General features: G+C 56.4%; 21 protein-coding genes and 1 tRNA gene. 18 read left to right on the forward strand and 4 right to left on the reverse strand.

The genetic code is table 11. The features are described from left to right. Positions 1-2: 2 nt before the first annotated feature. From LC059_RS09565 to LC059_RS09585, 5 genes are all read left to right on the forward strand, one after another. A complete protein-coding gene (locus LC059_RS09565; RefSeq protein WP_226704113.1) occupies positions 3-845 on the forward strand; it encodes an IS3 family transposase in 843 nt (280 codons plus the stop codon). 65 nt (positions 846-910) lie between these two features. Further along, on the forward strand, positions 911-1,387 hold the full coding sequence (locus tag LC059_RS09570; RefSeq protein ID WP_226703625.1) for a transglycosylase family protein: 477 nt from the start codon (positions 911-913) through the stop codon (positions 1,385-1,387). 115 nt (positions 1,388-1,502) lie between these two features. Beyond that, complete coding sequence (locus LC059_RS09575) at positions 1,503-1,787, forward strand: hypothetical protein (protein WP_226703626.1); 285 nt, start codon at positions 1,503-1,505, stop codon at positions 1,785-1,787. A gap of 178 nt (positions 1,788-1,965) precedes the next feature. Further along, on the forward strand, positions 1,966-2,559 hold the full coding sequence (locus LC059_RS09580; RefSeq protein WP_226703627.1) for a hypothetical protein: 594 nt from the start codon (positions 1,966-1,968) through the stop codon (positions 2,557-2,559). Positions 2,560-3,133: 574 nt separating this feature from the next. Next, positions 3,134-3,331 carry a hypothetical protein gene (locus LC059_RS09585; protein ID WP_226703628.1) on the forward strand — a complete coding sequence of 66 codons (198 nt, stop codon included), beginning with the start codon at positions 3,134-3,136 and terminating at the stop codon, positions 3,329-3,331. A gap of 97 nt (positions 3,332-3,428) precedes the next feature. Here the strand turns inward: LC059_RS09585 and LC059_RS09590 are convergent, their stop codons facing one another. Continuing rightward, positions 3,429-4,892 (reverse strand): lytic polysaccharide monooxygenase, encoded by a 1,464-nt coding sequence (locus LC059_RS09590; protein WP_226703629.1) that lies wholly within the window; start codon positions 4,890-4,892, stop codon positions 3,429-3,431. A gap of 463 nt (positions 4,893-5,355) precedes the next feature. On the opposite strand from LC059_RS09590, the gene LC059_RS09595 reads away from it, so the two are divergent. Then, positions 5,356-5,832, forward strand: coding sequence for a DUF6795 domain-containing protein (locus tag LC059_RS09595; RefSeq protein ID WP_226703630.1), 477 nt, complete (start codon positions 5,356-5,358; stop codon positions 5,830-5,832). A gap of 422 nt (positions 5,833-6,254) precedes the next feature. Here LC059_RS09595 and LC059_RS09600 read toward each other — a convergent pair. Continuing rightward, positions 6,255-6,341 (reverse strand) — tRNA-Leu (locus LC059_RS09600). Positions 6,342-6,644: 303 nt separating this feature from the next. Between LC059_RS09600 and rnr the strand changes: the two genes are divergently transcribed. From rnr to LC059_RS09630, 6 genes are all read left to right on the forward strand, one after another. Further along, complete coding sequence (rnr, locus tag LC059_RS09605) at positions 6,645-9,506, forward strand: ribonuclease R (protein WP_226703631.1); 2,862 nt, start codon at positions 6,645-6,647, stop codon at positions 9,504-9,506. A 3-nt stretch (positions 9,507-9,509) separates the two neighbouring features. Beyond that, positions 9,510-10,268 carry a 23S rRNA (guanosine(2251)-2'-O)-methyltransferase RlmB gene (gene rlmB, locus LC059_RS09610; RefSeq protein ID WP_226703632.1) on the forward strand — a complete coding sequence of 253 codons (759 nt, stop codon included), beginning with the start codon at positions 9,510-9,512 and terminating at the stop codon, positions 10,266-10,268. A 293-nt stretch (positions 10,269-10,561) separates the two neighbouring features. Continuing rightward, positions 10,562-11,128 carry an RNA polymerase sigma factor gene (locus tag LC059_RS09615; protein ID WP_226703633.1) on the forward strand — a complete coding sequence of 189 codons (567 nt, stop codon included), beginning with the start codon at positions 10,562-10,564 and terminating at the stop codon, positions 11,126-11,128. A 73-nt stretch (positions 11,129-11,201) separates the two neighbouring features. Next, complete coding sequence (locus LC059_RS09620) at positions 11,202-11,864, forward strand: hypothetical protein (protein ID WP_226703634.1); 663 nt, start codon at positions 11,202-11,204, stop codon at positions 11,862-11,864. 40 nt (positions 11,865-11,904) lie between these two features. Beyond that, a complete protein-coding gene (locus LC059_RS09625) occupies positions 11,905-12,507 on the forward strand; it encodes a hypothetical protein (protein ID WP_226703635.1) in 603 nt (200 codons plus the stop codon). Between the two features lie 98 nt (positions 12,508-12,605). Beyond that, the gene (locus LC059_RS09630; protein ID WP_226703636.1) at positions 12,606-13,928 is read left to right on the forward strand and encodes a tetratricopeptide repeat protein; all 1,323 of its coding nucleotides are present in this window, start codon (positions 12,606-12,608) and stop codon (positions 13,926-13,928) included. Positions 13,929-14,288: 360 nt separating this feature from the next. On the opposite strand, the gene LC059_RS09635 is transcribed toward LC059_RS09630, so the two are convergent. After that, positions 14,289-15,191 (reverse strand): alpha/beta fold hydrolase, encoded by a 903-nt coding sequence (locus LC059_RS09635; RefSeq protein ID WP_226703637.1) that lies wholly within the window; start codon positions 15,189-15,191, stop codon positions 14,289-14,291. 292 nt (positions 15,192-15,483) lie between these two features. Here LC059_RS09635 and rpsF point away from each other — a divergent pair, with 292 nt between their 5' ends. The 5 genes from rpsF to dnaB all read left to right on the forward strand — a co-directional run bounded on the left by rpsF (position 15,484) and on the right by dnaB (position 19,199). After that, the gene (rpsF, locus tag LC059_RS09640; RefSeq protein ID WP_226703638.1) at positions 15,484-15,933 is read left to right on the forward strand and encodes a 30S ribosomal protein S6; all 450 of its coding nucleotides are present in this window, start codon (positions 15,484-15,486) and stop codon (positions 15,931-15,933) included. A gap of 12 nt (positions 15,934-15,945) precedes the next feature. Further along, positions 15,946-16,176 carry a 30S ribosomal protein S18 gene (gene rpsR, locus LC059_RS09645; RefSeq protein ID WP_010133305.1) on the forward strand — a complete coding sequence of 77 codons (231 nt, stop codon included), beginning with the start codon at positions 15,946-15,948 and terminating at the stop codon, positions 16,174-16,176. A 70-nt stretch (positions 16,177-16,246) separates the two neighbouring features. After that, complete coding sequence (locus LC059_RS09650; RefSeq protein ID WP_226703639.1) at positions 16,247-17,071, forward strand: hypothetical protein; 825 nt, start codon at positions 16,247-16,249, stop codon at positions 17,069-17,071. A gap of 34 nt (positions 17,072-17,105) precedes the next feature. Further along, a complete protein-coding gene (gene rplI / locus LC059_RS09655) occupies positions 17,106-17,552 on the forward strand; it encodes a 50S ribosomal protein L9 (protein ID WP_226703640.1) in 447 nt (148 codons plus the stop codon). A gap of 201 nt (positions 17,553-17,753) precedes the next feature. Continuing rightward, complete coding sequence (gene dnaB / locus LC059_RS09660; protein WP_226703641.1) at positions 17,754-19,199, forward strand: replicative DNA helicase; 1,446 nt, start codon at positions 17,754-17,756, stop codon at positions 19,197-19,199. A 41-nt stretch (positions 19,200-19,240) separates the two neighbouring features. On the opposite strand, the gene LC059_RS09665 is transcribed toward dnaB, so the two are convergent. Continuing rightward, entirely contained in the window at positions 19,241-19,732 is a 492-nt protein-coding gene (locus LC059_RS09665) for a L,D-transpeptidase family protein (protein ID WP_226703642.1), read from the reverse strand. Between the two features lie 368 nt (positions 19,733-20,100). Between LC059_RS09665 and bioD the strand changes: the two genes are divergently transcribed. Next, positions 20,101-20,808, forward strand: coding sequence for a dethiobiotin synthase (gene bioD, locus LC059_RS09670; protein WP_226703643.1), 708 nt, complete (start codon positions 20,101-20,103; stop codon positions 20,806-20,808). Positions 20,809-20,841 lie beyond the last annotated feature (33 nt).

The following is a 20,841-nucleotide window of genomic DNA, read 5'->3' on the forward strand; positions in this document are numbered from 1 at the left end:
AGCTGGTTGAGAAGAACCGCAAAGGGCGAGATGTCAGAAAACTCTGTGAGCTTTTAGGTATATCGAAGAGCGGCTTCTATGCCTGGCGCAACCGCGAAGAAAGTGCCCATCGTATACACGACCGACGCCTGACGGACGCCATCGTGGAATTGCACCAGGGATTCAGGAAAGCTTACGGCGCGCGCCGCATGCACCAACAGCTAAAGCGTAATGGTCTGTCTTGTAGCGTCAGGCGTGTATCCCGGCTTATGAAGTCCGTAGGCGTCAAAGCCTCTAGCAGGGGACTCTACACCTGGAACCCTGGCAAGCATGAATTCTACTCTTCGACCGGCAACCAGCTCGGGGCCGAAGATCCCGCGGATACCGTAGGGCAGCAGTGGGCCGGAGACTTTACTTATATAAAGACTGGAACGGGCTGGCTATATCATGCTGTTGTCATCGACTTATTTACAAGATCGGTAGTTGGCTGGTCCTTCAGCAGGAAGCGTAATAGCGAACTGACGAAGAGTGCACTGAAGATGGCCTTGGCGCGCCAACGACCACAGGAGGGCTGTATATTCCATTCTGACCAGGGAATTGAATATGCAGCACATGAGTATCGAGAGCTTGTTGAGTCGGCAGGTATGACACGGAGTATGAGTCGTAAGGGCAACCCACTGGATAATGCAATCGTCGAATCATTCTTCCATAGTATGAAGACAGAGCTTGTTCATCAGAGGATGTTCGAAAACGAAATCGATGCAGTGGCTCATATCATCGAATACATTGAGTTCTACAACCGAGAGCGGCTTCACTCTAGCCTCGGCTATCAATCGCCTTCAGAGTATGAAAAACTGGCGGCATAAAGTGTCCACGAAAGTGGTAGCAGATCACCGCCGCTGAGCACGGCGTTAAGTTTCTAGGTGAAGTAGTGAGCGATAAAATTATTCAAAATATTCGTGAAAATAAATACAACAGGAAAGAGTTGGAGAGACTTCTTTCAAATGCGGAGCGATTGAATCGCGGAGATATAGTTGAAGCCGTTAAAGACTCGCTGCAGGAAATTGATCCTAGATCATACTCCAAAAGGTATGTGAAACCTATCCGTGAGAAGGTAAAGGGAATTGCTGAAGAAATAATGAATTCTCAAGGCTGGGGGGCATGGCCAGAAAATCTAGTTGGAAACGGTGTGAAAGCTGGAGGCCCAATGATGAATGGAGAGGTACTGGCAGAATTTTACATATCGTACAAAAAAGAAGGCTGGAAAAACTCATCATACCTTGCTGTTGTTCAACCAGATGAAGAAAGCGTCGTTCACTATATGGTGAAAAAGCACGGCGAAGAAGGGAAAGTTGTGTATACCAGTTCGGAAGCAATTGAGTTTTTCGCGGCAGCATTGGAAACTTAACAATGCGCTGCAGGCCGACAGATTACTTTACACATTTTTTGCGCGGTCGCTGCACTCCCATTTTCATGCAAAATGCGCACGAAGCAAGCTGCGTCTGGGCACGGCGTTAAGTTTCATGAATATTAAAGCATTGTTTGATTTTGGCGGAATTAAGAAGGCCCGCACGCCACCTATCATTAACCTTGTCGTTGGGCTTGGTATATTTTTTCTCTTGATCCCCTGGTTACTGATAGATGGCAAGTTTTTACTCAAAGAAATAAGGTATAGGCCTCAAGAGAAGTTATTAACCATCGCGAGCGATCCGCTATTTTTCTATGCACTGGTGTTTTTCGCTGCAGTTTTTGGCTTCTTTACATTGTGGGGCTTCGTAAATGGGTATCAGCAAAATCGCAAGCAATAAAAACTTAAAAAACACAGGCAGTGAAGCTCCGGCCCTCCGGGCCTCCGCGGGACGTCTTACTTTGTGCACGTTTAGCGCGGTCGCTTCGCTCTCAATTTCGCGCAAAACGCGCACAAATTAAGCCGCCCCTGCTGTGGGCGTTATACATGTTCATTGTTGAAAAATAGGAAATATAAAAATGAAAAAAATTCTAATGATAGCGGCAGTGGTATCTGTCTCAGGATGTGAAACGATGTTTGCTCACTATCGAATCAATGATGTTGCGGTTATGGAATTTGCGCAGAGAAATATAATTTCTAATACTTGCGTCGATAAGGGTTTTTATGATCCTTCGCTTGTATACGAGTACAATTATGTTGCGGCATCATTTCTTGATTTTGCTGTGATTAATGAGGAACTGTACAAGAGTGAGTATGCGCGACTTGCTCAGTTCACCGCTGGTGTCCCAGATTATGAAATTGAAAGTGGGTGTGAGCAGGCCAAATCGCAATGGGCTCCATACACCGAAAAATTGAAGGCAGAATATGCTAGGGCAAAGCAAAGCGTTACTTTGGCGCGACAAGCGGAATTGTCTAGTATAGGGACGTCTTTAGGACAGATGGGGGCTGACATGAGTAATACTGCATCCGCAACTAGCGGAAATGCGTTTGTTCCACCACCTGTAAAATATGCAGACAATAACTCCGGAGCTGGAAATCACTATCTAATTAATACTAAAAACGGAATGGTGCAATGTAAGACTACGGCTAAAGGCTATGTCTTCTGCTTTTAGTAACTACAAGGCTGATCACTTCGTAGCTGTATAACAAGCGAAAGCAGTTTACTCCGGCCCTTCGGGCCTCCGCGGGACGCCCCACGCTATGCACGTTTTGTGCGGGTCGCTGCGCTCCCAGTTTCGCACAAAGCGTGCATAGTATAGGTAGCCCCTGTTGCGGGCGTTATATTTTCGGAGAGTAAGTGAGCATAAAAAAAATCGTAATTCTCTCGGGGCTGCTTTTTCCCTTGATTATTTACATGCTCACTACGTATTTGTACTCTCATGATAGTTATGATGGTGAGCATTTTGGGTTACTTGATGCAGTGTGGAAATGCACGAGATTCGAGCACTATCTAGATTGGCTATTGAGTCCATTTTCAATGCTGGCTTTGTTTTTTTACTACGTTGTGTCGGCTTTTGTAACTCCATTATTACTGTGGTGGTTAAAAAAATATAACAATCATATGCAGTGAGGCTCCGGCCCGTCGGAACTCCGCGGGAGTTCTTACCTTGTGCACTTTTTTACGTGGTCGCTTCAGCATTGTTCGCGGGACGATTTATTTATTACTGGGCTTAAGAGTGACATTGCATGCGTAAACGAAAAAATAAGCCAGCCAAATCTGAGTCCAGCATTGGTCTTGGAATCGCCGTTGGCGTTGCCATTGGAGCCGGGATTGGGGCGGCGATCAATAATGTAGCTCTTGGTATAGGTGTGGGCATATCGATTGGCGCTGCCATAGGGGTGAGTCTGCAGGAGCAAAAAAGTAATAAGGACTCCGAAAAGTAGTATTGCTCTAAAAGCACTTTTTAAGTTCACCTAGGTCACTCCCAAAAACGCCCGGAACCTTCCGGGCGTTTTTGTTTCGGTGCAAAAACCTAAACCATCAGAGCTGAATCCAGGCGTCGCCCCAATTTGTGCCAGTGCCCGGTGCATAGTGGAAGGTACTGTTGATATTGCACCACTGCCCCTCGGGGAAGAGCCTGCATTGGTAGCGATGGCCGTCACTTCCCAGTACCACTGTGTCCCCCGGTACATAACTTCCCATGCCATTCGGGTAGATGTAGTCGTAGTCGTCGCCGGTAGATGCCGGCGTATGGGGAATACTGATGCTGGTGCTGTCGCTCGCTTGGCTGTCGGATACGGTCAACTCTACCACCACGTTCTGTGCGACCGCGGGAGCGTCGAGAATCAATACCACATCCCGGCTACTGCCGCTGTTCAGGGTGGCACCGGTACCGCTGCTGATCACCCAGCTATAGCTGAGTGGATCGCCGTCCGGGTCGCTGCTGTTGGCGCCAGAAAGATTGATGATCCCGGCCCCGGAAAGACTGCCCGGTGACGCGTTTATATTGGCGATGGGCGCATTGTTGCTGCTGTTGGTGTCTGCGGGCTGGATATCCACTTCGTGGCTCAAATTCAGGTCCGCCTGGGTGTAAACCCGGTTCTCCGAAGTACTCTCAACGGGTGCAATGGTATCGCTGGAAAGGTCCAGTACGCCGATACGTGCATACTGCGATTGTGTATTGACCGTGTTCGCGAAAGCTAGTGCCCATTCCGCCGCGGTCGAGTCCTGCTCCAGCTCTAAAGTGATCGTTTCCATATCGTTGCCGCTACTGTTGAACAGGCGAAGGCTCACCCGGCTGCCTGTGGCCAGTTCCGATTGTGCCTGCAGCGGGCCTTCATCGGCCCACGCACTGGGTGTGCCGTTACCGAGCACTACATCAGTACAGGTGTAAAAGGCTTCCGGGCTGTCGGAGCGTTGCCAAGTGGTGTAAATCACATGTTTGCCGGTCAACTCTGGCAGCGGGCAGGTCAGGGTGTAACGCTTGTCCGCGCTCACGGGTAGGTTGCCAAGACGGCAGAACTCGAACATATCGCTCCACTTCAGTGGCTCAGAGCCGGTGTAGCCGGAGCGGGTGATATAAAACAACCATTCGTCGGTGGCATGTGGGGCGGTTGCCCAGAAACGAAAGTCAAACGTGCCATCAGCATTGGGGGTAATTGGGGTTGCCTGCCAGTCGCTGCGGGCCAGGTCCATACCGGCGTATTTGCTGCGGCCACCAGAGCAGAGTTGTCCATCGGGCACCAGGGCGCGGTGGTCACCGGCGGCATTGGCCTGGTTGATCTCGTTCCAGTCGTAGAACTGCTGGGTGCCGCCCAGGGTTTTGGCTGCTGCACAGGCGGGATCGGAGGGGTTTTCTGGGTTGTTTAGGAAGCAGTTGTAGATGCGGCTTTCTGGGGCCTCCATGGTGCCGTGGGCGTAGGAGTCGATACTCGGCAGGGCACAGAAGGCAAGTAGGATAAGTGCACTGCGTAATTGTGTCCCGGATTGGGTGCTTTGATACATAGCGGTTTCCTCAATTATTTTGGTTATATTTCTTGTGCTCCAGACAGCGCTGTCAAAAGCAATGACAGCGCTGTCTGGTGGTCGCCATGCTAATACGTGCGGCTTTGCTGTATAGGGTGGGTAGGGAATTGGGCGTCAAAACTTGCCGTACTTGAGGTTGAAGAAGTTGGTTATGTGAACGGTGCCTAACTTTGCAACTTAGTCATTGGCGCAAAATTCTCTGACGAATGTGCTGGCTTTGAATTTGTCGCGCTGAAGGCGCAATTATGTAGCGCGGCCAACCACTCAATGAGGTTCCGCCTTTGGTAAAAATTGCCCTGCTTGAAAGCGATTGTCTGATTTTCGTTTTGTAACCCTATTTGGACAGCTGCTATTGGTATGTCTTACGCCCCTGCTGCGTTACTATCTTTTACAAGTTTTTTAACTGTTGGGGTATGCGAGTCGCTCTGACCGGAGGTTTAAATTGCGACGTATCACTTTCTATTGTTTTATTTTTCTTATTGCACTGTCAGCTTCGAATAAAGGAATTGCTGTGGATCTTTTAAAGGGAAAGGAAGTCTTTTTGTTTTCGGAGGTTTCAGGTCTGTTGACCTATAAGGGGGTTCCCGCCTCGCGTGCTAACGTTCGACGCCTCGTGAAATTTGGCGATAAAAGTTATGAAGAGGTAATAGAGGCGAACGATGAGGGCCTATTTCACTTTGATTCTCTAACGAAAGCTGAGAGGACTATTTTTCCAAAGGAATTTGTGTCCCATCAAAAGTTGATTGTTGAATATGAGAGCAAGGAGTTCCTGATCTGGGAGGGAGTAAAGAGAAGTGAAGAAAGCAATGCCGAGCTTGACGGTAAGCCTCTAAATTTCAAATGTGAGCTGACTGACGACACCCGATTTTTCCATATGATGCTTCATTCCATAGGTACAAGTTGTACATGGGGGAGCTAGATGGGTGGGCAGTGTTGTCCGCGATTTTGGTGGGCTGGCTAGAGCTAAAGAGAAATAAAAATTATCTGGAGGATTATGATGGAGTATTTATCACTAGTGTTCGGAATACTTGGGTTGGTCGCATTTGTGCGGGTAGAAAAGCTTGTGAAGACACTTAAGGAAAAAGGATTATTAGACGAAGACTATAAGGAAGACTGAAGGGCTCTTCATTCTGGAGTTGTCGGGATCGAAAATATTTATTTTTATCAGTTCACGCAGGGACTGGCGCTGAAAGAGACTGCTAAATGGCGGCTGAGGAACGTGGAGGCGCTAGCTGTGGCTCGTCAGCTTCCTCCCTCCTGCTTCCAGGGCGGGAACGGGGATAAAGAAAGCTGGAAATAAAAAAGGCCGACTCTTCCGAGTCGGCCTTTTTTATGCAGATATGGTGCCCAGGAGAAGACTTGAACTTCCACGACCGTAAGGCCACTAGCACCTGAAGCTAGCGCGTCTACCAATTCCGCCACCTGGGCAAATCAACGGTGTGCTCCGTTGAGGACGCGCACTATATTGATTTGGTCCGGGGGTGTCAACGCCTTTTTGCGGCTTTTTACGCCATCGAGGGTGCCCATTGGCGCACCGCGTAATCTAGAGGGGCCTTCGCCGGCAAAACGGGTCGGGAATTGCGGCCAAATCGCTTATACTCGCGGCAATGTGCAACATTCAGGGTGGCTTGCGGCCGCTCCCGGCATTCGCCACTTCTGGTTGTAATCACTCATCCCACTGCGCCGGGCGTATCCCGGGGCTGCGCAGACTGCGCGGTCAATCGCAGAACAATGGAAGCTGTTTTGAATCAAGACAAACCCAACTCACCCGCCCCTGACAGCGCTGGACCGACAGCCGATCCTCACGCCGAGCGCGAGGCGGAGAAGTATGAAAAGCCCGTGCCCAGCCGCGAGTTCCTGCTGGACCTGCTGGAGCAGCAGTCCGGCCCCCTGGCCTGGGAAGCCGTTGCGGATCTGTTGTCCATCGACGATGAAGACCGCCGCGAGGGCGTGCGCCGACGCCTGATCGCCATGAGCCGGGACGGCCAGATTGCCAGCAACCGCGCCGGTGATTTCGGTGTGCTCGATAAAATGAGCCTGGTGCGTGGCCGCGTGATCGGTCACCGCGATGGCTTTGGTTTCGTATCCCCCGGCGATGGCAGTGACGACCTGTTTCTTTCCCACCGCCAGATGCGCAAGGTGTTCGACGGCGACGAGGTGCTGGTGCGCGAGACCCCCGGCGGTTTTCGCGGCAAGCGCGAAGGCGCCGTTGTGCGCGTCATCAAACACAATACCCACCAGTTGGCCGGACGCCTCTACCGCGAAGACGGTATCTGCTTTGTGCGCCCGGACAATCCGCGCATGACCCTGGATGTGATGGTGCCAGAAGGCAAGTGTGCCGATGCCACCAGTGGCCAGTATGTAGTGGTCAACATCACTGCCCAGCCCGGTCGCAATACCCTGCCGCACGGTGAAGTGGCGGAAGTCCTTGGCGACCATCTGGCCCCGGGGATGGAAATCGACGTCGCCATCCGCAATTACGGTATTCCCCACATCTGGCCCGCCGCGGTGCTGGCGCAGGTGGAGGGTATTGCCGACGAGGTACTCGAGGAGCATAAGAAGGCGCGTATTGACCTGCGCCAGCTGCCGCTGGTGACCATCGACGGTGAAGATGCGCGGGACTTTGACGACGCGGTGTACTGCGAGGTGTTGCCCGACGGCAACTGGAAATTGTTGGTGGCTATCGCCGATGTCTCCCACTACGTAGAAGTGGGCACGCCGCTGGACGTGGAAGCGCACCAGCGCGGCAACTCGGTGTATTTCCCGGACTTCGTGGTGCCGATGCTGCCGGAGAAACTCTCCAACGGCCTCTGCTCGCTGAATCCCGAAGTGGACCGGTTGTGCATGGTGTGCGAAATGCGCATTGATGAGTCCGGCAGTATTGTCGGCTATCAGTTCTTTGAGGGACTGATGCGCAGCCACGCGCGTTTTACCTACACCCAGGTGGGTGAAATGGTAGATGAGCGGGACGACCGCAACAGCGGTATCCGCAAGCGGTTTGCCGCGCTGACGCCGCATATCGACAACCTGCACGACCTCTACCGCGCCCTGCGCCGCGCCCGCGACCGCCGCGGCGCCATCGATTTTGAAACCACCGAGACGCGCATCATTTTTGACGCTACGCGCAAGATTGAGCGCATCGTGCCGGTGCAGCGCAACGACGCGCATAAGATGATCGAAGAGTGCATGCTCGCCGCCAACGTGTGCGCCGCGGAGCTGATGGAGGTGGCGGAGCTGCCGGCACTGTATCGCGTGCACGATATTCCCAAGCAGGAGCGCCTGGAAAACCTTCGTGAATACCTGGGCGAGCTGGGTCTGCGTCTGGAAGGCGGCAGCGAGCCGCAACCCAGTGATTACCAGGCGCTACTCACCGAAGTGGACGGGCGCCCGGATTTCCACATCATCCAGACGATGCTGCTGCGTTCCATGAACCAGGCGGTGTACCAGCCGGAAAACCGCGGTCACTTCGGTCTCGATTACCGAGCTTACGCGCACTTTACCTCTCCCATTCGCCGCTACCCGGACCTGCTGCTGCACCGCGGGCTGCGCTGGCTGATCCGCAATGGCAGCGCGAACCCCGCAACAGTGGCGCAAAAAGTGCGCCTGGCACCGGGAGCGCACGCGCTGGAGCGGGAGCAGATACTGCCCTATAGCACCGTTGCCATGGTGGAGCTGGGTGAGCACTGCTCTATGACCGAGCGCCGCGCCGACGACGCCACCCGCGATGTGGTCAGCTGGCTCAAGTGCGAATACCTACAGGATCACGTGGGCGAGGTTTATCGCGGCGTGATCAGTGCGGTGACCGGGTTTGGTCTGTTTGTTGAGCTGGATGACCTGTACGTGGAGGGGCTGATTCACGTCACCGCCCTGCCCAAGGATTACTACCACTTCGAGCAGGCACAGCAGCGCCTTATTGGCGAGCGCAGCGGTACCCGCTTCCATCTGGGCGACGGTGTGACTGTGCAGGTGGCGAGGGTGGATCTGGAAGAGCGCAAGGTGGACTTCACCTTTGTGGAGCTGCACCCGCGTCCCAGTTACCAAAACCCCAAATACCGTAAACCCAAGGTGGACAAGAAGTCTGCAAGCGACCAGGTCGCAAGTGAAAAGCCCGCGAAAGCGAAGGCAGCAAAGGCGGGCAAGTCTCGCCGAGTTGAGGAGTCTACAGAAGTGAGTGGTCGAGCGATGGAAATGGCGGTGGAGTTTCAGCAGGAGCGCCAGCGTCGTGGCAAGTCGGACTTTAGTTCCGAAGAGAAAAAAGCCAGCCCCTGGGGTGCGGGACTGAAGAAAAAAGTTCCGGCTGAGGAGGGGGAAGAGCCGCGTCCGATTCGCAAGCGCAAGGTAGGCAGCGACGAAGCGGAAATTGTACCGCCATCCCAAGAGGTGCCGCAGGAAACCGACGCAGGTGAAGAGCCGCCGCGCAAGCGCAAGCCGAAAAAGACGCCGCCACGCAAAGGCGGCAAGCGTCCTTCCGTAGCGGCGCGCAAGGCCGCTCAGAAAGCGGACAAGGCAGAGTCTGCGGCACGGGCAGCGAAGAAGAAAGCCAAGAAAAAGCTGAAGAAGAAAATTTCAAAGAAACCGGGCGGGAAGCAATAAACCGTGGCACAGCAATTGGTATACGGCCTGCACGCGGTGCAGGCCCTGTTGAAAAGTAGCCCCCAGCAGGTGCAGGAGCTGCTGTTATTGCGTGGGCGAAAAGATCAGAAGCTGCAAAAAATCATCCGTCAGGCGGAGCAGAATGACATAGCCATTCGCTTTGTGGATCGGCGCGCGCTGGATGAAAAAGTCGGCGACGACGGTAATCATCAGGGCGCCGTCGCGGTCTGCGTCGGTGACACGAAGATTTACGATGAGCAGTTCCTGAAGTCCCTGCTGCAGCAGCTGGACGAAAAGGGTGAGGCGCCGTTCCTGCTGGTATTGGATGGCATTACCGACCCTCACAACCTCGGTGCCTGCCTGCGTTCCGCAGAGGCCGCCGGCGTGCACGCGGTGATTGCGCCCAAGGACAAGGCCGCTGGGCTCACGCCCACCGCGCGCAAGGTCGCCTGCGGTGCCGCGGAAGTCCTGCCGTTTGTCACCGTGACCAATCTCGCGCGCACCCTGCAAATGCTGCAGCAGGCGGGCGTGTGGATTTACGGTGCTGCCGGTGAGGCGGAGCAGAATATCTATCAGTCCTCCCTCACCGGGCCGCTTGCTCTGGTCATGGGGGCCGAGGGCCCCGGCCTGCGTCGCCTTACCCGGGAAAACTGCGATCATTTGGTAAATATTCCCATGGCTGGCGAAGTCAGTAGCCTAAATGTATCGGTCGCCACCGGCGTCTGTCTGTTCGAAGCGGTGCGGCAACGCTCCGCCGGCTAAGCGCCGCCCTTCACTTAACGACATCCCGTTCGCTCGAAATTGCCGCCAGGTGGCGCAATTTCGTGGCGAGTGGGTCTCGCCCGATCGACACCCATTTTCTCGTTCCGCCCAGGTTCGGGAAATGGGGTGCCTGTTTTTCGTCTTGCCGGCGTCTTTCTTTCTCCACCCCTTTACTCCCCCTCGACACTGTCACCAATCGCGCTATGTTTGCGGGAACCTTTTGTGGGTCTGCAACGTGTTAATCGGCAAATCCTGAATATCGATATTGTGGGAATGGGGAAAGGAGTAAACGGGTGTCCTTGATTGAGTTTTTTCGTGGTAAAGCGGCAAAGGAAGACCGCTTTACCGCACTGGTGCGACCGCATCTGCGTCTGATGCACCGCATGGCCTACCGCTGGACGCAGGAGCGGGCGGATGCGGAAGACCTGGTGCAGGATGTGCTCACCCGTCTGTTTCCCCGTGTCGATGAACTGGCAGCGGTGGAGAAGTTGGGGCCCTGGCTGATCAAAGTGCTCTACCGGCGCTATGTGGATCTGTACCGCCGTCGCGCCAATTCCCCTATTGATGAGACTGCACCCTGTGTCAGCGATGACCAATTTTTCCAGGAGCGCCTGGAAGACGGGCACAACCATTATCAACAGCTCGAACTTCAGCGGTTGCTCAATCGCGCGCTGTTCACGCTGGATGAGTCTTGGCGTGACGTTGTGCTGTTACACGATGTCGAGGGTTATACCGCGCTGGAAGTCGCCGAAATTCTCGATATCAATGTGGGCACTGTTAAGTCCCGGTTACACCGGGCGCGAAAAAAACTGAGATCCGTGCTTGAGCCGGGAACTGTTGAAGTCTTTGCCGCGTGTTAACCAATAGAAAGAGCGCGGTACAGCACTCGGTAAAAAGCGAGTGGCGGAATCGCACACTGAAGGATGGAAGGAAATGATGAACTGCTGTCAGGCTCGTCGCGAACTGGACTTGATGCAAAGGGAAAACAACAGCGTACTGTTGAAGCATCTGCATCGTTGTGGCGAGTGTCGCGAATACGCGGAAGAGCTGCGCCTGGTAAACCTGCTGCGCACTATGCCGGCGCCACAGCCGAGCGAATATTTTGAGGAGCGTGTGCTCAAGGCAGCGCTGCCAAAACGGAGCAGCGCGGTGCACGGCAGTGTGCGCAAGTGGCAACTGGCTACTGCTGCCAGTGTGTTGTTCGCGGTCATTGCAGCGCTGCCTCAGTGGCAGTCGTCCGCGCCCACTGTTGAGACCGCGATGATGCAGGCAGCGATATCGCAAGCGCTGCCGGTGCGGGTGTCTGTCGATGCCGCGCGCGCTATGGAGGGCGCTGTGATCAGTGTGTCTCTCCCAGAGCATCTCGCGCTCGAGGGTTATGGCGATCAGCGTGAGCTGAGCTGGCGCACCAATCTCAGTGCGGGTGCGAATCGGCTGACACTGCCGGTGCGCGCACGCAGCGGCCAGCGCAACGAAATATTGATTCGTATTGAGCACGAGGGTGCACGTAAAGAGTTTTATGTGCCGGTGGATCTCCCCGCAGGCGCGGAATTGCCGGCAAATAATGATGCGGCGTCCACGCCGCAAACGATCTGACTTCAAACACAACGCTGAAAGACACAAATGAGGTAAAACTATGAAGACTTTGAAAGCATGGATGGCGCTAGGCCTGATGGTTGCCGCTCCGATCAGTGGCAATGTGCTGGCGAGCGATGTTGAGGTGAATGCGGACCTGGATGTCGATGTTTCCGTGGTTGATGCCGAAGCCACCGCACAAGATGCGATCAATGTGATCGAGCTGCCAGAAATGTCGAGCAGTATCGCTGTGGAAGCCGCCGCTGAAAGTCTGGCAAAAGCCAATGCCGCGATTGCTGCCACGAATGCCGATGCGGAAAAGGCGCAGGCGGAAATTAATGCCGCCGGCAAGCTGAAGGCGGAAGAGATTGCAGCTCTGGTCGCCGATGCCATGGCGCGCAGTGAAGCGGCGATTGCCAATGCCAACGCGGCAGCCCTGAGCGCGCAGGAAAATGCTGCTGCTGCCCGCGAGGCCGCGGAAGAGGCTCTCAAGAACGCCCTCAGTGGCGCCGACTACGCCGGGTCCATGGCGGACGTTCAGGCGATTATCGACAACCTGCCGCAGGACGTGAAAGACCGCCTGCCAGTGGATCTGGAGAAGCTGCTCGAAGGCGTTCTGAATCTGGACCCCGCAGCGGCGGCGGATGTGGCTGTGGAAGGCTAACGATTGCAGAGGTAGCGGGTGAAGCCTGTTAGTGAATGATTCTTTTTTTGAGGCTGGGCGCAATGCGCCCGGCCTGTTGTGTTTTGGAGGTATTGAAAATGGAATTGACGCCGAAGTTACTCGCCGGCCTGCTGTGCTGGGTTGTGGCAGCAGCGCCCGCAGGTGCCCAAGAGCCGTTTGCCGATGGCACCGCAGCATTTAAGGGTGGGGATTACGAGCGCGCGCTGGCGCATTTCGAACAGGCCCGGCAGGGTGGGCAGCAGGGCCCAAGTCTGACTTATAACGTGGGCGTGACCCTATTCAAGCTTGGTCGCTACCAGGCAGCGCAAGTACAGTTTCAGCAACTGCTGGACGATCCTGAGTGGAGTGATGTGGCGCGCCTGCAGCTGGGTCTGATGGCGGAAAAGCAGGGCCGCCCGGTATCCGCAGTGGGTTATTACCGGGAGCTTACCGATAGCGAATCCCCCAAGCTGCGACGCCTGGCACTGATGCGCCTGTCGGCGCTGGCGGGGGCCCCTGGGGCGGAGCCTGCAGGGGAGCAGGATCAGGACCGTGGATTGGCACTGTTGAGCCTGACCTCGGGTTATGACAGTAACGCCTATTCGCTACAGAATGAGCTGCTCACCGATGATTCGGTGGGCGAAGATACCTACACCGAGTTGTTTGCCTGGGGCCAGTATCGCTTGCAGGGTACTGCGGAGGATGGCTGGCGTCTGCACGGGTTTGCCTTTGGTCGTCGCTACAGCGATCTGGAGAGTCTGAACCTTTCAAGTTTCAATGTTGGTGTTTCACGGCATATGCCATGGCAGGGCTGGCTGGTAGAGCTGGGTGGGGTTGCAGAGACTGCATCCCTCGGCGGTGAGCGCGTCACCAGCGAATGGCGTTTTGTCGGTCGTGCGCAGCAAGCATTCGACGCTGGCGTACTGACGCTGGCGTACCAGCCCAGCTACTTCAACGGCACCGAGGCATACCGCTACCTGGATGGCTGGCGGCAGCGATTCGAGGCGCGATGGGCTGCGCCGCTGGCGACGATGGACGTAGATGTGCTGTACCGCCTGGACCTGGATGATCGCGAGGATCTGATTGCCGGGGATGATGGCTTTTACAGTTATTCACCGCGCCGCCAGACCTTCGGGGTTGAAGCGGAGCTGCCGCTGTCGTGGGGTTGGACGCTCCATGCAGGCAGCCATTACCGTCTGAGCCACTATCGCGGCTACAACCGGTTGCAGGACAGCGACGGCGAATTCAAGCACCAGGCGCGGGACGGCAACCGCTTGCGCAGCTGGATCGGCGCGGAGGTGCAGTTAATGCCACGACTGCAGCTGGATGCGCGGGTTATTCGCACGGACAATGACGAGAACTTCGATATCTACGGCTACGACAAGACCGAAGCCAGCTTGAGTGTACGTTACGTTTTCTGAGGCGGCCCGGGTCGCTTCTGGGTGGGGGCACACAGCCCCCGCTTGTTGCCTGAATACATGTCGGATTCCTGGATACACGCGCGAGCACGGCAATATCAAAATGCTGGGTAGTGTGGTGGTTTCAGAAGGTGAGGGCTTGCTCAGGCAAGAGCGGATAGCGTGAAGAAAAAGAAAGTGGAGGGGCGTTGCCGCCCCTCTTCGTATTGAGTCCTGATTGTTATTCGTCGGTCCCTGGAGATTATTCTTATTGTTACTGGGATTGTTTTATCGGAATCAGAGATTCACTTTATTTTGGCGACCTTGTAGTAGTGAGACGGTCCATCTCCGGCACCCCTCAAACTTTATTTGAAAAATCTGTGACTACTTCTGCAGCTCCGGTGCTGCTGTCTTCCCGCACTCGATCCATTGCACGATTTCTTCCACGACAGGCCCTGGATTGCGAATCCAGCTCAGGTGCGGGTTGCCCTTCCCAAAGCTGGGGGCAATTTCTCGCACCTCCCCCGCTACCAGCTCGGCGAGACGCCGTGTCGCGTTGATGGGCGCGAAGGGGTCACCAATGATGCTCAGGTGTAACGACTGACCGGGCTCGCATGGCGCCGCAGTGGTGGCGGACTTGCTGGCAGAGTTATTGGCAGAGTGGCTGGCAAGGGCGTCGATGCGGTACTCGGGCGTAAAGCGGCCGCGGATGATGCCATTGCCCCAGTCGCGCATCAGGGTGGCGGCCTCGCGACCGCCAAATCTGAGCTGGCTTCCAGGGAAGTAGCCCAGAATGCGGGTGCTGGTAAGTGCCGTGAGCGCCGCACCGACCACTGCGGCGCGTTTCAGACCACGCCAGCTGCGGCTGTCCAGATGGCCAGAGGCGACGCTGACAACGCGCGAGTCACCGGTCAGCCCTGCACGGGTAGCGAGGGTGGCGACCTGGCCGCCAATACTGTGGCCGAGAATCAGTTGGGGTCTTTGCCCGGTTTCCTGCTGCAGGGTCTGCAAAACCAGCGGAATCCAGTCAAATACCAGGTCGCTGTAGCCGTAATCCACCCCGCGGGCGGGCTTGGGGTGGCTCTCCCCGGTTCCAGGCATCTCGCAAATCGCGGTGTGGTAACCCCGCTCCCCCAGGGCGGTGAGCAAATGTGAGTACTTGCTCGCCGGGACGCCGAGTGCTGGTAGTACCAGCGCCATGGGCCCTCGTGCGCTTTGGGGGTGAATGGTCAGGGGCACCTGGAAGCCCATGAACTGCAGGGGGATGACGCGTTTTTGACTGCTCATTCTGTGTCTGTCATTGGTAAAGGTCTGCGAGACGGCTGTTTAATATAGGGCGTGCTCTGCGCTCCCCGATAGACACTTTGCGTCCGCAGGCTGATCCTCTCCCTACATTCTCGCGCCGCATGTAATCGATCAACTTGCAACCAGTTGTCCCCCCGCATAGAATACGCCGCCCGCAATGGACCCATCTGGGTCGCTATTGCGTACTCCTTGCCTCACCGGGCAGTCGCTGCACCTGAATATGCATTCGGGCGGCGGCAAGCCAGGAGGCTGTGTTAACCCGTAAGGAGCTAAAATGCGTCATTACGAAATTGTATTCCTGGTTCACCCGGACCAGAGCGAGCAGGTGCCCGGCATGGTCGAGCGTTACACTGCGACCATCAAAGAAAGCGGCGGTGACGTTCACCGTCTGGAAGACTGGGGCCGCCGCCGTCTGGCTTACCCGATCAACAAGATCCACAAGGCTCACTACATTCTGATGAATGTTGAGTGTACTGAAGAAGCGCTGGCCGAACTGACCACCAACTTCAAGTACAACGACGCCGTGCTGCGCAATCTGGTGATTCGTGAAGACGAAGCTATCACCGAAGAAAGCCCGATCATGAAGGCTGAGAAAGAGTCCCGCGAGCGCAAAGCTGCGCGCGCAGAACGCTCTGAGCGTCGCGAGCGCGCCGAACGTGAAGATTCTTCTTCCGAAGGCGCCCAGGAAGACAAGTCTTCCGACACCACCGAAGACGAAGAGTAAGGGGATAATCTGATGGCACGTTTTTTCCGTCGTCGTAAGTTCTGCCGTTTCACCGCTGAAGGCGTCAAGCGTATCGACTACAAAGACCTCGATACCCTGAAAGCCTACGTTTCCGAAACTGGCAAAATCGTACCGAGCCGTATCACTGGCACCAAAGCCAAGTATCAGCGTCAGCTGGCCACCGCGGTCAAGCGCGCTCGCTACATCGCGCTGCTGCCGTACACGGACAGCCACGAAGCCTAAGCTGCGCTTTGCTTCGTACGTATTGTTTTAAAAGAGAAGCTATCTAGTGCGCGCCATCGCTGAATTTGCTATGCGATCGCGCGTACGCGCGGTGATCCTCACTCTGGTGGGAATCCCGCTGATCAGCCCCGCCGTGCTGGCACTGGTGGGGTTGCGCCGCGGCAGCAGTGACGGCCTGTTTGTTCTGGTCTGGGCGCTACTGCCGGTGGTTGCCGCCGCCGGTGCGGGCTATATGTCCCCGCTGATGGCCGGCATGGCAATCACCCACTTTGTGGGGGTGCTGGCTGGTGCACTGGTACTGCGCGCCACCCGAGCCTGGAGCTGGGCTCTGGTAGTGCTGACCATCGCAACGAGCCTGGGGATCCTGGTGACCTCACAGGTAAGCGGTGGCGTACTGGAAAACCTGATCCAGGCGGTCAATGAGGCCGCTGGTGGTGCGACCACCCCGGAGGCTCAGCAGCTGAGCAAGGCGTTTGCCAGCGAGGCGCAGGCCACGGGTTACCTGGCATTCGTGTCGGTGATTAGCGCAGTACTCGGCCTGGTGCTGGGGCGCTGGTGGCAGGCGCTGCTGTACAACCCCGGCGGTTTCCGGGAAGAGATGCACGCACTGCGTATGCCTCTGCCCATCGCCGCTGCCGGTATGCTGTTGTGGATCTACTGCCTCGTCAGTGAACACTTTGTGTTCTGGGGCGCGGTAGCTGCCTTCCCCATCATGGTGGCGGGCATCTGTCTGATCCACTGGCTGGTGGCCCGGAAGGGCTGGGGGCGCGGTCCGCTGATTGCCATGTATGTTTCATTGGTGATCGCTGCACTGCCGCTGGCCGGGTTCCTGTGTGGGCTGGCCCTGATCGATAGCTGGATTGATATTCGCGCACGCTCGAGCAACAACCGCTGAGCGGCGCACAAGAACTGAAACTGAGGGTTCCGAGATGGAAGTTATTCTGCTCGACAAAGTAGGCAAACTGGGCAACGTGGGCGACCGCGTTGAAGTAAAAGCCGGTTTCGGCCGCAACTTCCTGTTGCCTACCGGTAAAGCCGTTCTGGCCAACGCAGCGAACATCGCTGAGTTCGAAGCCAAGCGCGCTGAGCTGGAAGCAGCAGCTGCTGCCAAAGTAAGTGAAGCTGAAAGCCGCGCTACCCAGCTGGAAGGCGTGGTTGTAACCATCGCTGCCAACGCTGGTGACGAAGGCAAGCTGTTCGGCTCCATCGGCACTCGCGACATCGCCGAAGCGATCACCGCTGCTGGCGTTGCTGTAGAAAAAGCCGAAGTGAAGCTGCCGGAAGGTGCACTGCGCGAAGTGGGCGAGTACGAAGTAGACGTACAGCTGCACGCCGACGTGATCACCGCTGTGAAGGTTGTTGTAGAAGCCGAATAAGCTTCTGCTGCTTCCCGCACGCCATAGTGCGGCGGCCGGCAAACGGAATTGCCCGTTAGCCGGCCAGCCGCGCTACAATCAGGCGCTGGAATCTCCCTGCGGATCTTCGGATCGGCAACGGAGGGCCAGCGCCTGATCTGTTTCTGCGCCCGGTAAAACTATTGGGGCCAGAAAATCCGCCCAGCTGATAAATAACGCAAGATGAACGAATACGCCCCGCAGGAAGAAGAAACCCAGGAAGCCACCGCCAGCTCACCGCTGCCGCACTCGGTTGAAGCCGAGCAGTCGGTACTGGGCGGCCTGATGCTGGACGCCAGCCGTCTGGATGCGGTGGCGGAGCAGTTGAGCGCAGAGGATTTCTTCGTTGCCAACCACCGGGTCATCTTCGGGGTGATGCTGGAGCTTTCCAGTGGCGAGCAGCCGCTGGATATCGTTACCCTCGCCGAAGGGCTCGCCACCCGCGACCTGCTCGCGGATATCGGCGGCCCGGCGTACCTGGCGGAACTCGCTGAAAACACCCCCTCTACCGCGAACATCGTCGCCTACGCCAAGATCGTGCGCGAGCGCTCCATGCTGCGCCAGCTGATCGCTGCTGCCGGTGAAATCAGTCGCACCAGCTTCAACCCTGGTGGTCTGGGCTCTGCGGATCTGCTGCAGATGGCCGAGCGCCGGGTGGCGGAGATCGCTGAGGGGCGCGCCAAAGAGGGCGGTTTTGTCGGTGTCGACTCGCTGCTGAAGAAAACCGTCGAGCGCATTGACGAGCTGTTCAAGTCCGAGGGTGATCTCACCGGCCTCAGTACCGGGCTCACCGAACTGGACCAGCGTACTTCCGGCTGGCAGCCGGGTGAAATGATCATTCTCGCTGCGCGTCCATCCATGGGTAAGACCGCATTGGCACTGAACTTCGTCGAAGCGGCCATGCTGAGCCAGGAAAAGCCTACCCTGGTGTTCAGTATGGAGATGCCCTCCGACAGCCTGGTGATGCGTATGTTGTCCTCGATCGGCAAGATCGATCAGGGGCGCATCCGCAACGGCAAGCTGCAGGAAGAGGATTGGCCGAAGCTGTCCAGCGCGGTACAGAAGATGAAGGGCAAGGGACTCTACATTGACGATACCCCGGGCCTCTCCCCCAGTGAGGTGCGCGCACGAGTGAAGCGCACGGTGCGCGACCACACCAACAAGCTGATGCAGGCGGACCCGAAGCTGTCCCGTGAGGAGGCGGAGCGACGCGCGATGCCGGCGCTGGTGATGGTGGACTACCTGCAGCTGATGCAGGTGAAGGGCAGCACCGAGGGGCGTACCCAGGAGATTTCCGAGATCTCGCGCTCTTTGAAGGGGCTGGCGAAAGAATACGAATGCCCGGTGATTGCGCTGTCGCAGTTGAACCGGGGGGTTGAACAGCGCCCGAACAAGCGGCCGATGAACTCAGACCTGCGGGAATCCGGGGCGATCGAGCAGGATGCGGATGTGATCCTGTTTATCTACCGCGATGAGTATTACAACGAGGACAGCCCGGACAAGGGCCTGGCGGAATTGATTATCGGTAAGCAGCGTAACGGTGAGATCGGTACCTGCCGGGCGGCGTTTGTGGGTAAATACACGCGCTTTGATGACTTGGCGCCGGAGTATTACCAGGAAGAGCATTGAGGCCCGTCCCTGGGCCTGCAAAAAAACGAATTACGGGAAAATTACGGGAAGATCTCGATCGGCGTACCGGTATCCACCATCGCCCAGATCTCATCCATCTCCGGGTTGGTCACAGCGATACAGCCTTCGGTCCAGTTCATCTTGGTCAGATACTGCTCGATGTTTTTCCAGTGCGGCTTCTGGCCGTGGATCATAATGGAGCCACCGGGGCTGCGGCCCATTTTTTTCGCCCGTGCACGGTCCGCTGCGTTCGGGTAGGAAACCTGAATTGCGCGGTAGTAGGTGCTGTTCTTCTTCTTCCAGTTCAGGGTGTAACGGCCTTCCGGAGTACGGGAATCACCTTCGTACTGTTTGTGGCCCACCGGGTTTTTGCCGAACACGACCTTGTAGCTTTTCACTACCCTGCCGTTGCGTTTCAGCTGCATCAGGTGTTTGGATTTGTAGACTACTACTTCATCCACGGGCTTGATCTTGGCCAAGGCCAGGGTCGGAAGAAGCAAAAGGGCAATCAGGCTAAGTTTCAGGTATCGCATGGCTCTCGTCGGTAGTAATGGCATTTGTGGTGTCATTCCGGGGCTGAAATCAGCTTCCGTACTTTCGCACTTCCACTTCCCTGCCTTTCGCGGGGAGACTCGGCGTAGTGGCGGGGTGAGCCCGCCGCTGGCTAAGCAATGTGGTTGCGCGGTGCGACTTGGTGACGCAATAGCGTCATGACAGCGCTGTCCTTTGCTGTCACCCCGAACCAAGGTCGGGGCATTTGTTAGGCAATTATCCTAACCCCGGCCGTATTCGGCGAAGTGGGTTGTACGATTACTGCTCTAGGTGGTCAATTTATCAGCAAGTAGGCCACGTTTAAAGGGGCGTCAACATAAAAGATTTCTATGAGGGGGGTAATGTTCCTGTGACTCGTACGTTTTTTGTGACTGGAACCAATACGGAAGTCGGCAAGACCTACATCACTGCGGCGCTGCTACATGCGGCGGCAGGGCGGGGGCTGAAGACGGCTGCGGTGAAGCCGGTGGCTTCCGGGTGTGAGCAGACCCCGGAGGGGCTGCGCAATAGTGATGCGCTGACACTGATAGCGGCGATGAGCGAGGACCTTCCCTACGAGCAGGTAAATCCCATCGCGCTGGAGCCCGCCGTTGCGCCGCATATTGCTGCGATGGAAGCGGGTAAGCGATTGGATGCGTCCCGGCTGGTGGGAATCTGCCGCGGAGTAATGAGTGGCAAGGCAGATCTCGTATTGATTGAGGGGGCCGGAGGCTGGCGGGTACCGCTGACACCGCGCCAGTTCCTGTCGGATCTGCCCAGAGAACTGGGGCTGCCGGTGATCCTGGTGGTGAATATGGAGCTTGGGTGTATTAATCACGCGCTGCTCACTGCCGAGGCCGTCCATCGGGATGGCCTGACTCTGGCCGGCTGGGTAGCGAACTTTGCCCGCGGGCCGCAGGAGGAGATGCCGCGCGCGGAGGAAAACCTGATGACCCTGCGTGCGCTGCTGCCCGCTCCCTGCCTTGGGGTTGTGCCTTTCGACCCAGGTGCCGATTCCCGCAATGGTGCCGCGAATCTGGATCTCTCGCCGTTGCTGTCCGCCAGTGAAGAAAGTTGAGCGCGCGGTAAAACCAAAAAAGCAGCCGTAAAG

This window comes from Microbulbifer elongatus, from assembly GCF_020524885.1.
In the GTDB taxonomy this organism is placed as follows: domain Bacteria; phylum Pseudomonadota; class Gammaproteobacteria; order Pseudomonadales; family Cellvibrionaceae; genus Microbulbifer; species Microbulbifer elongatus_A.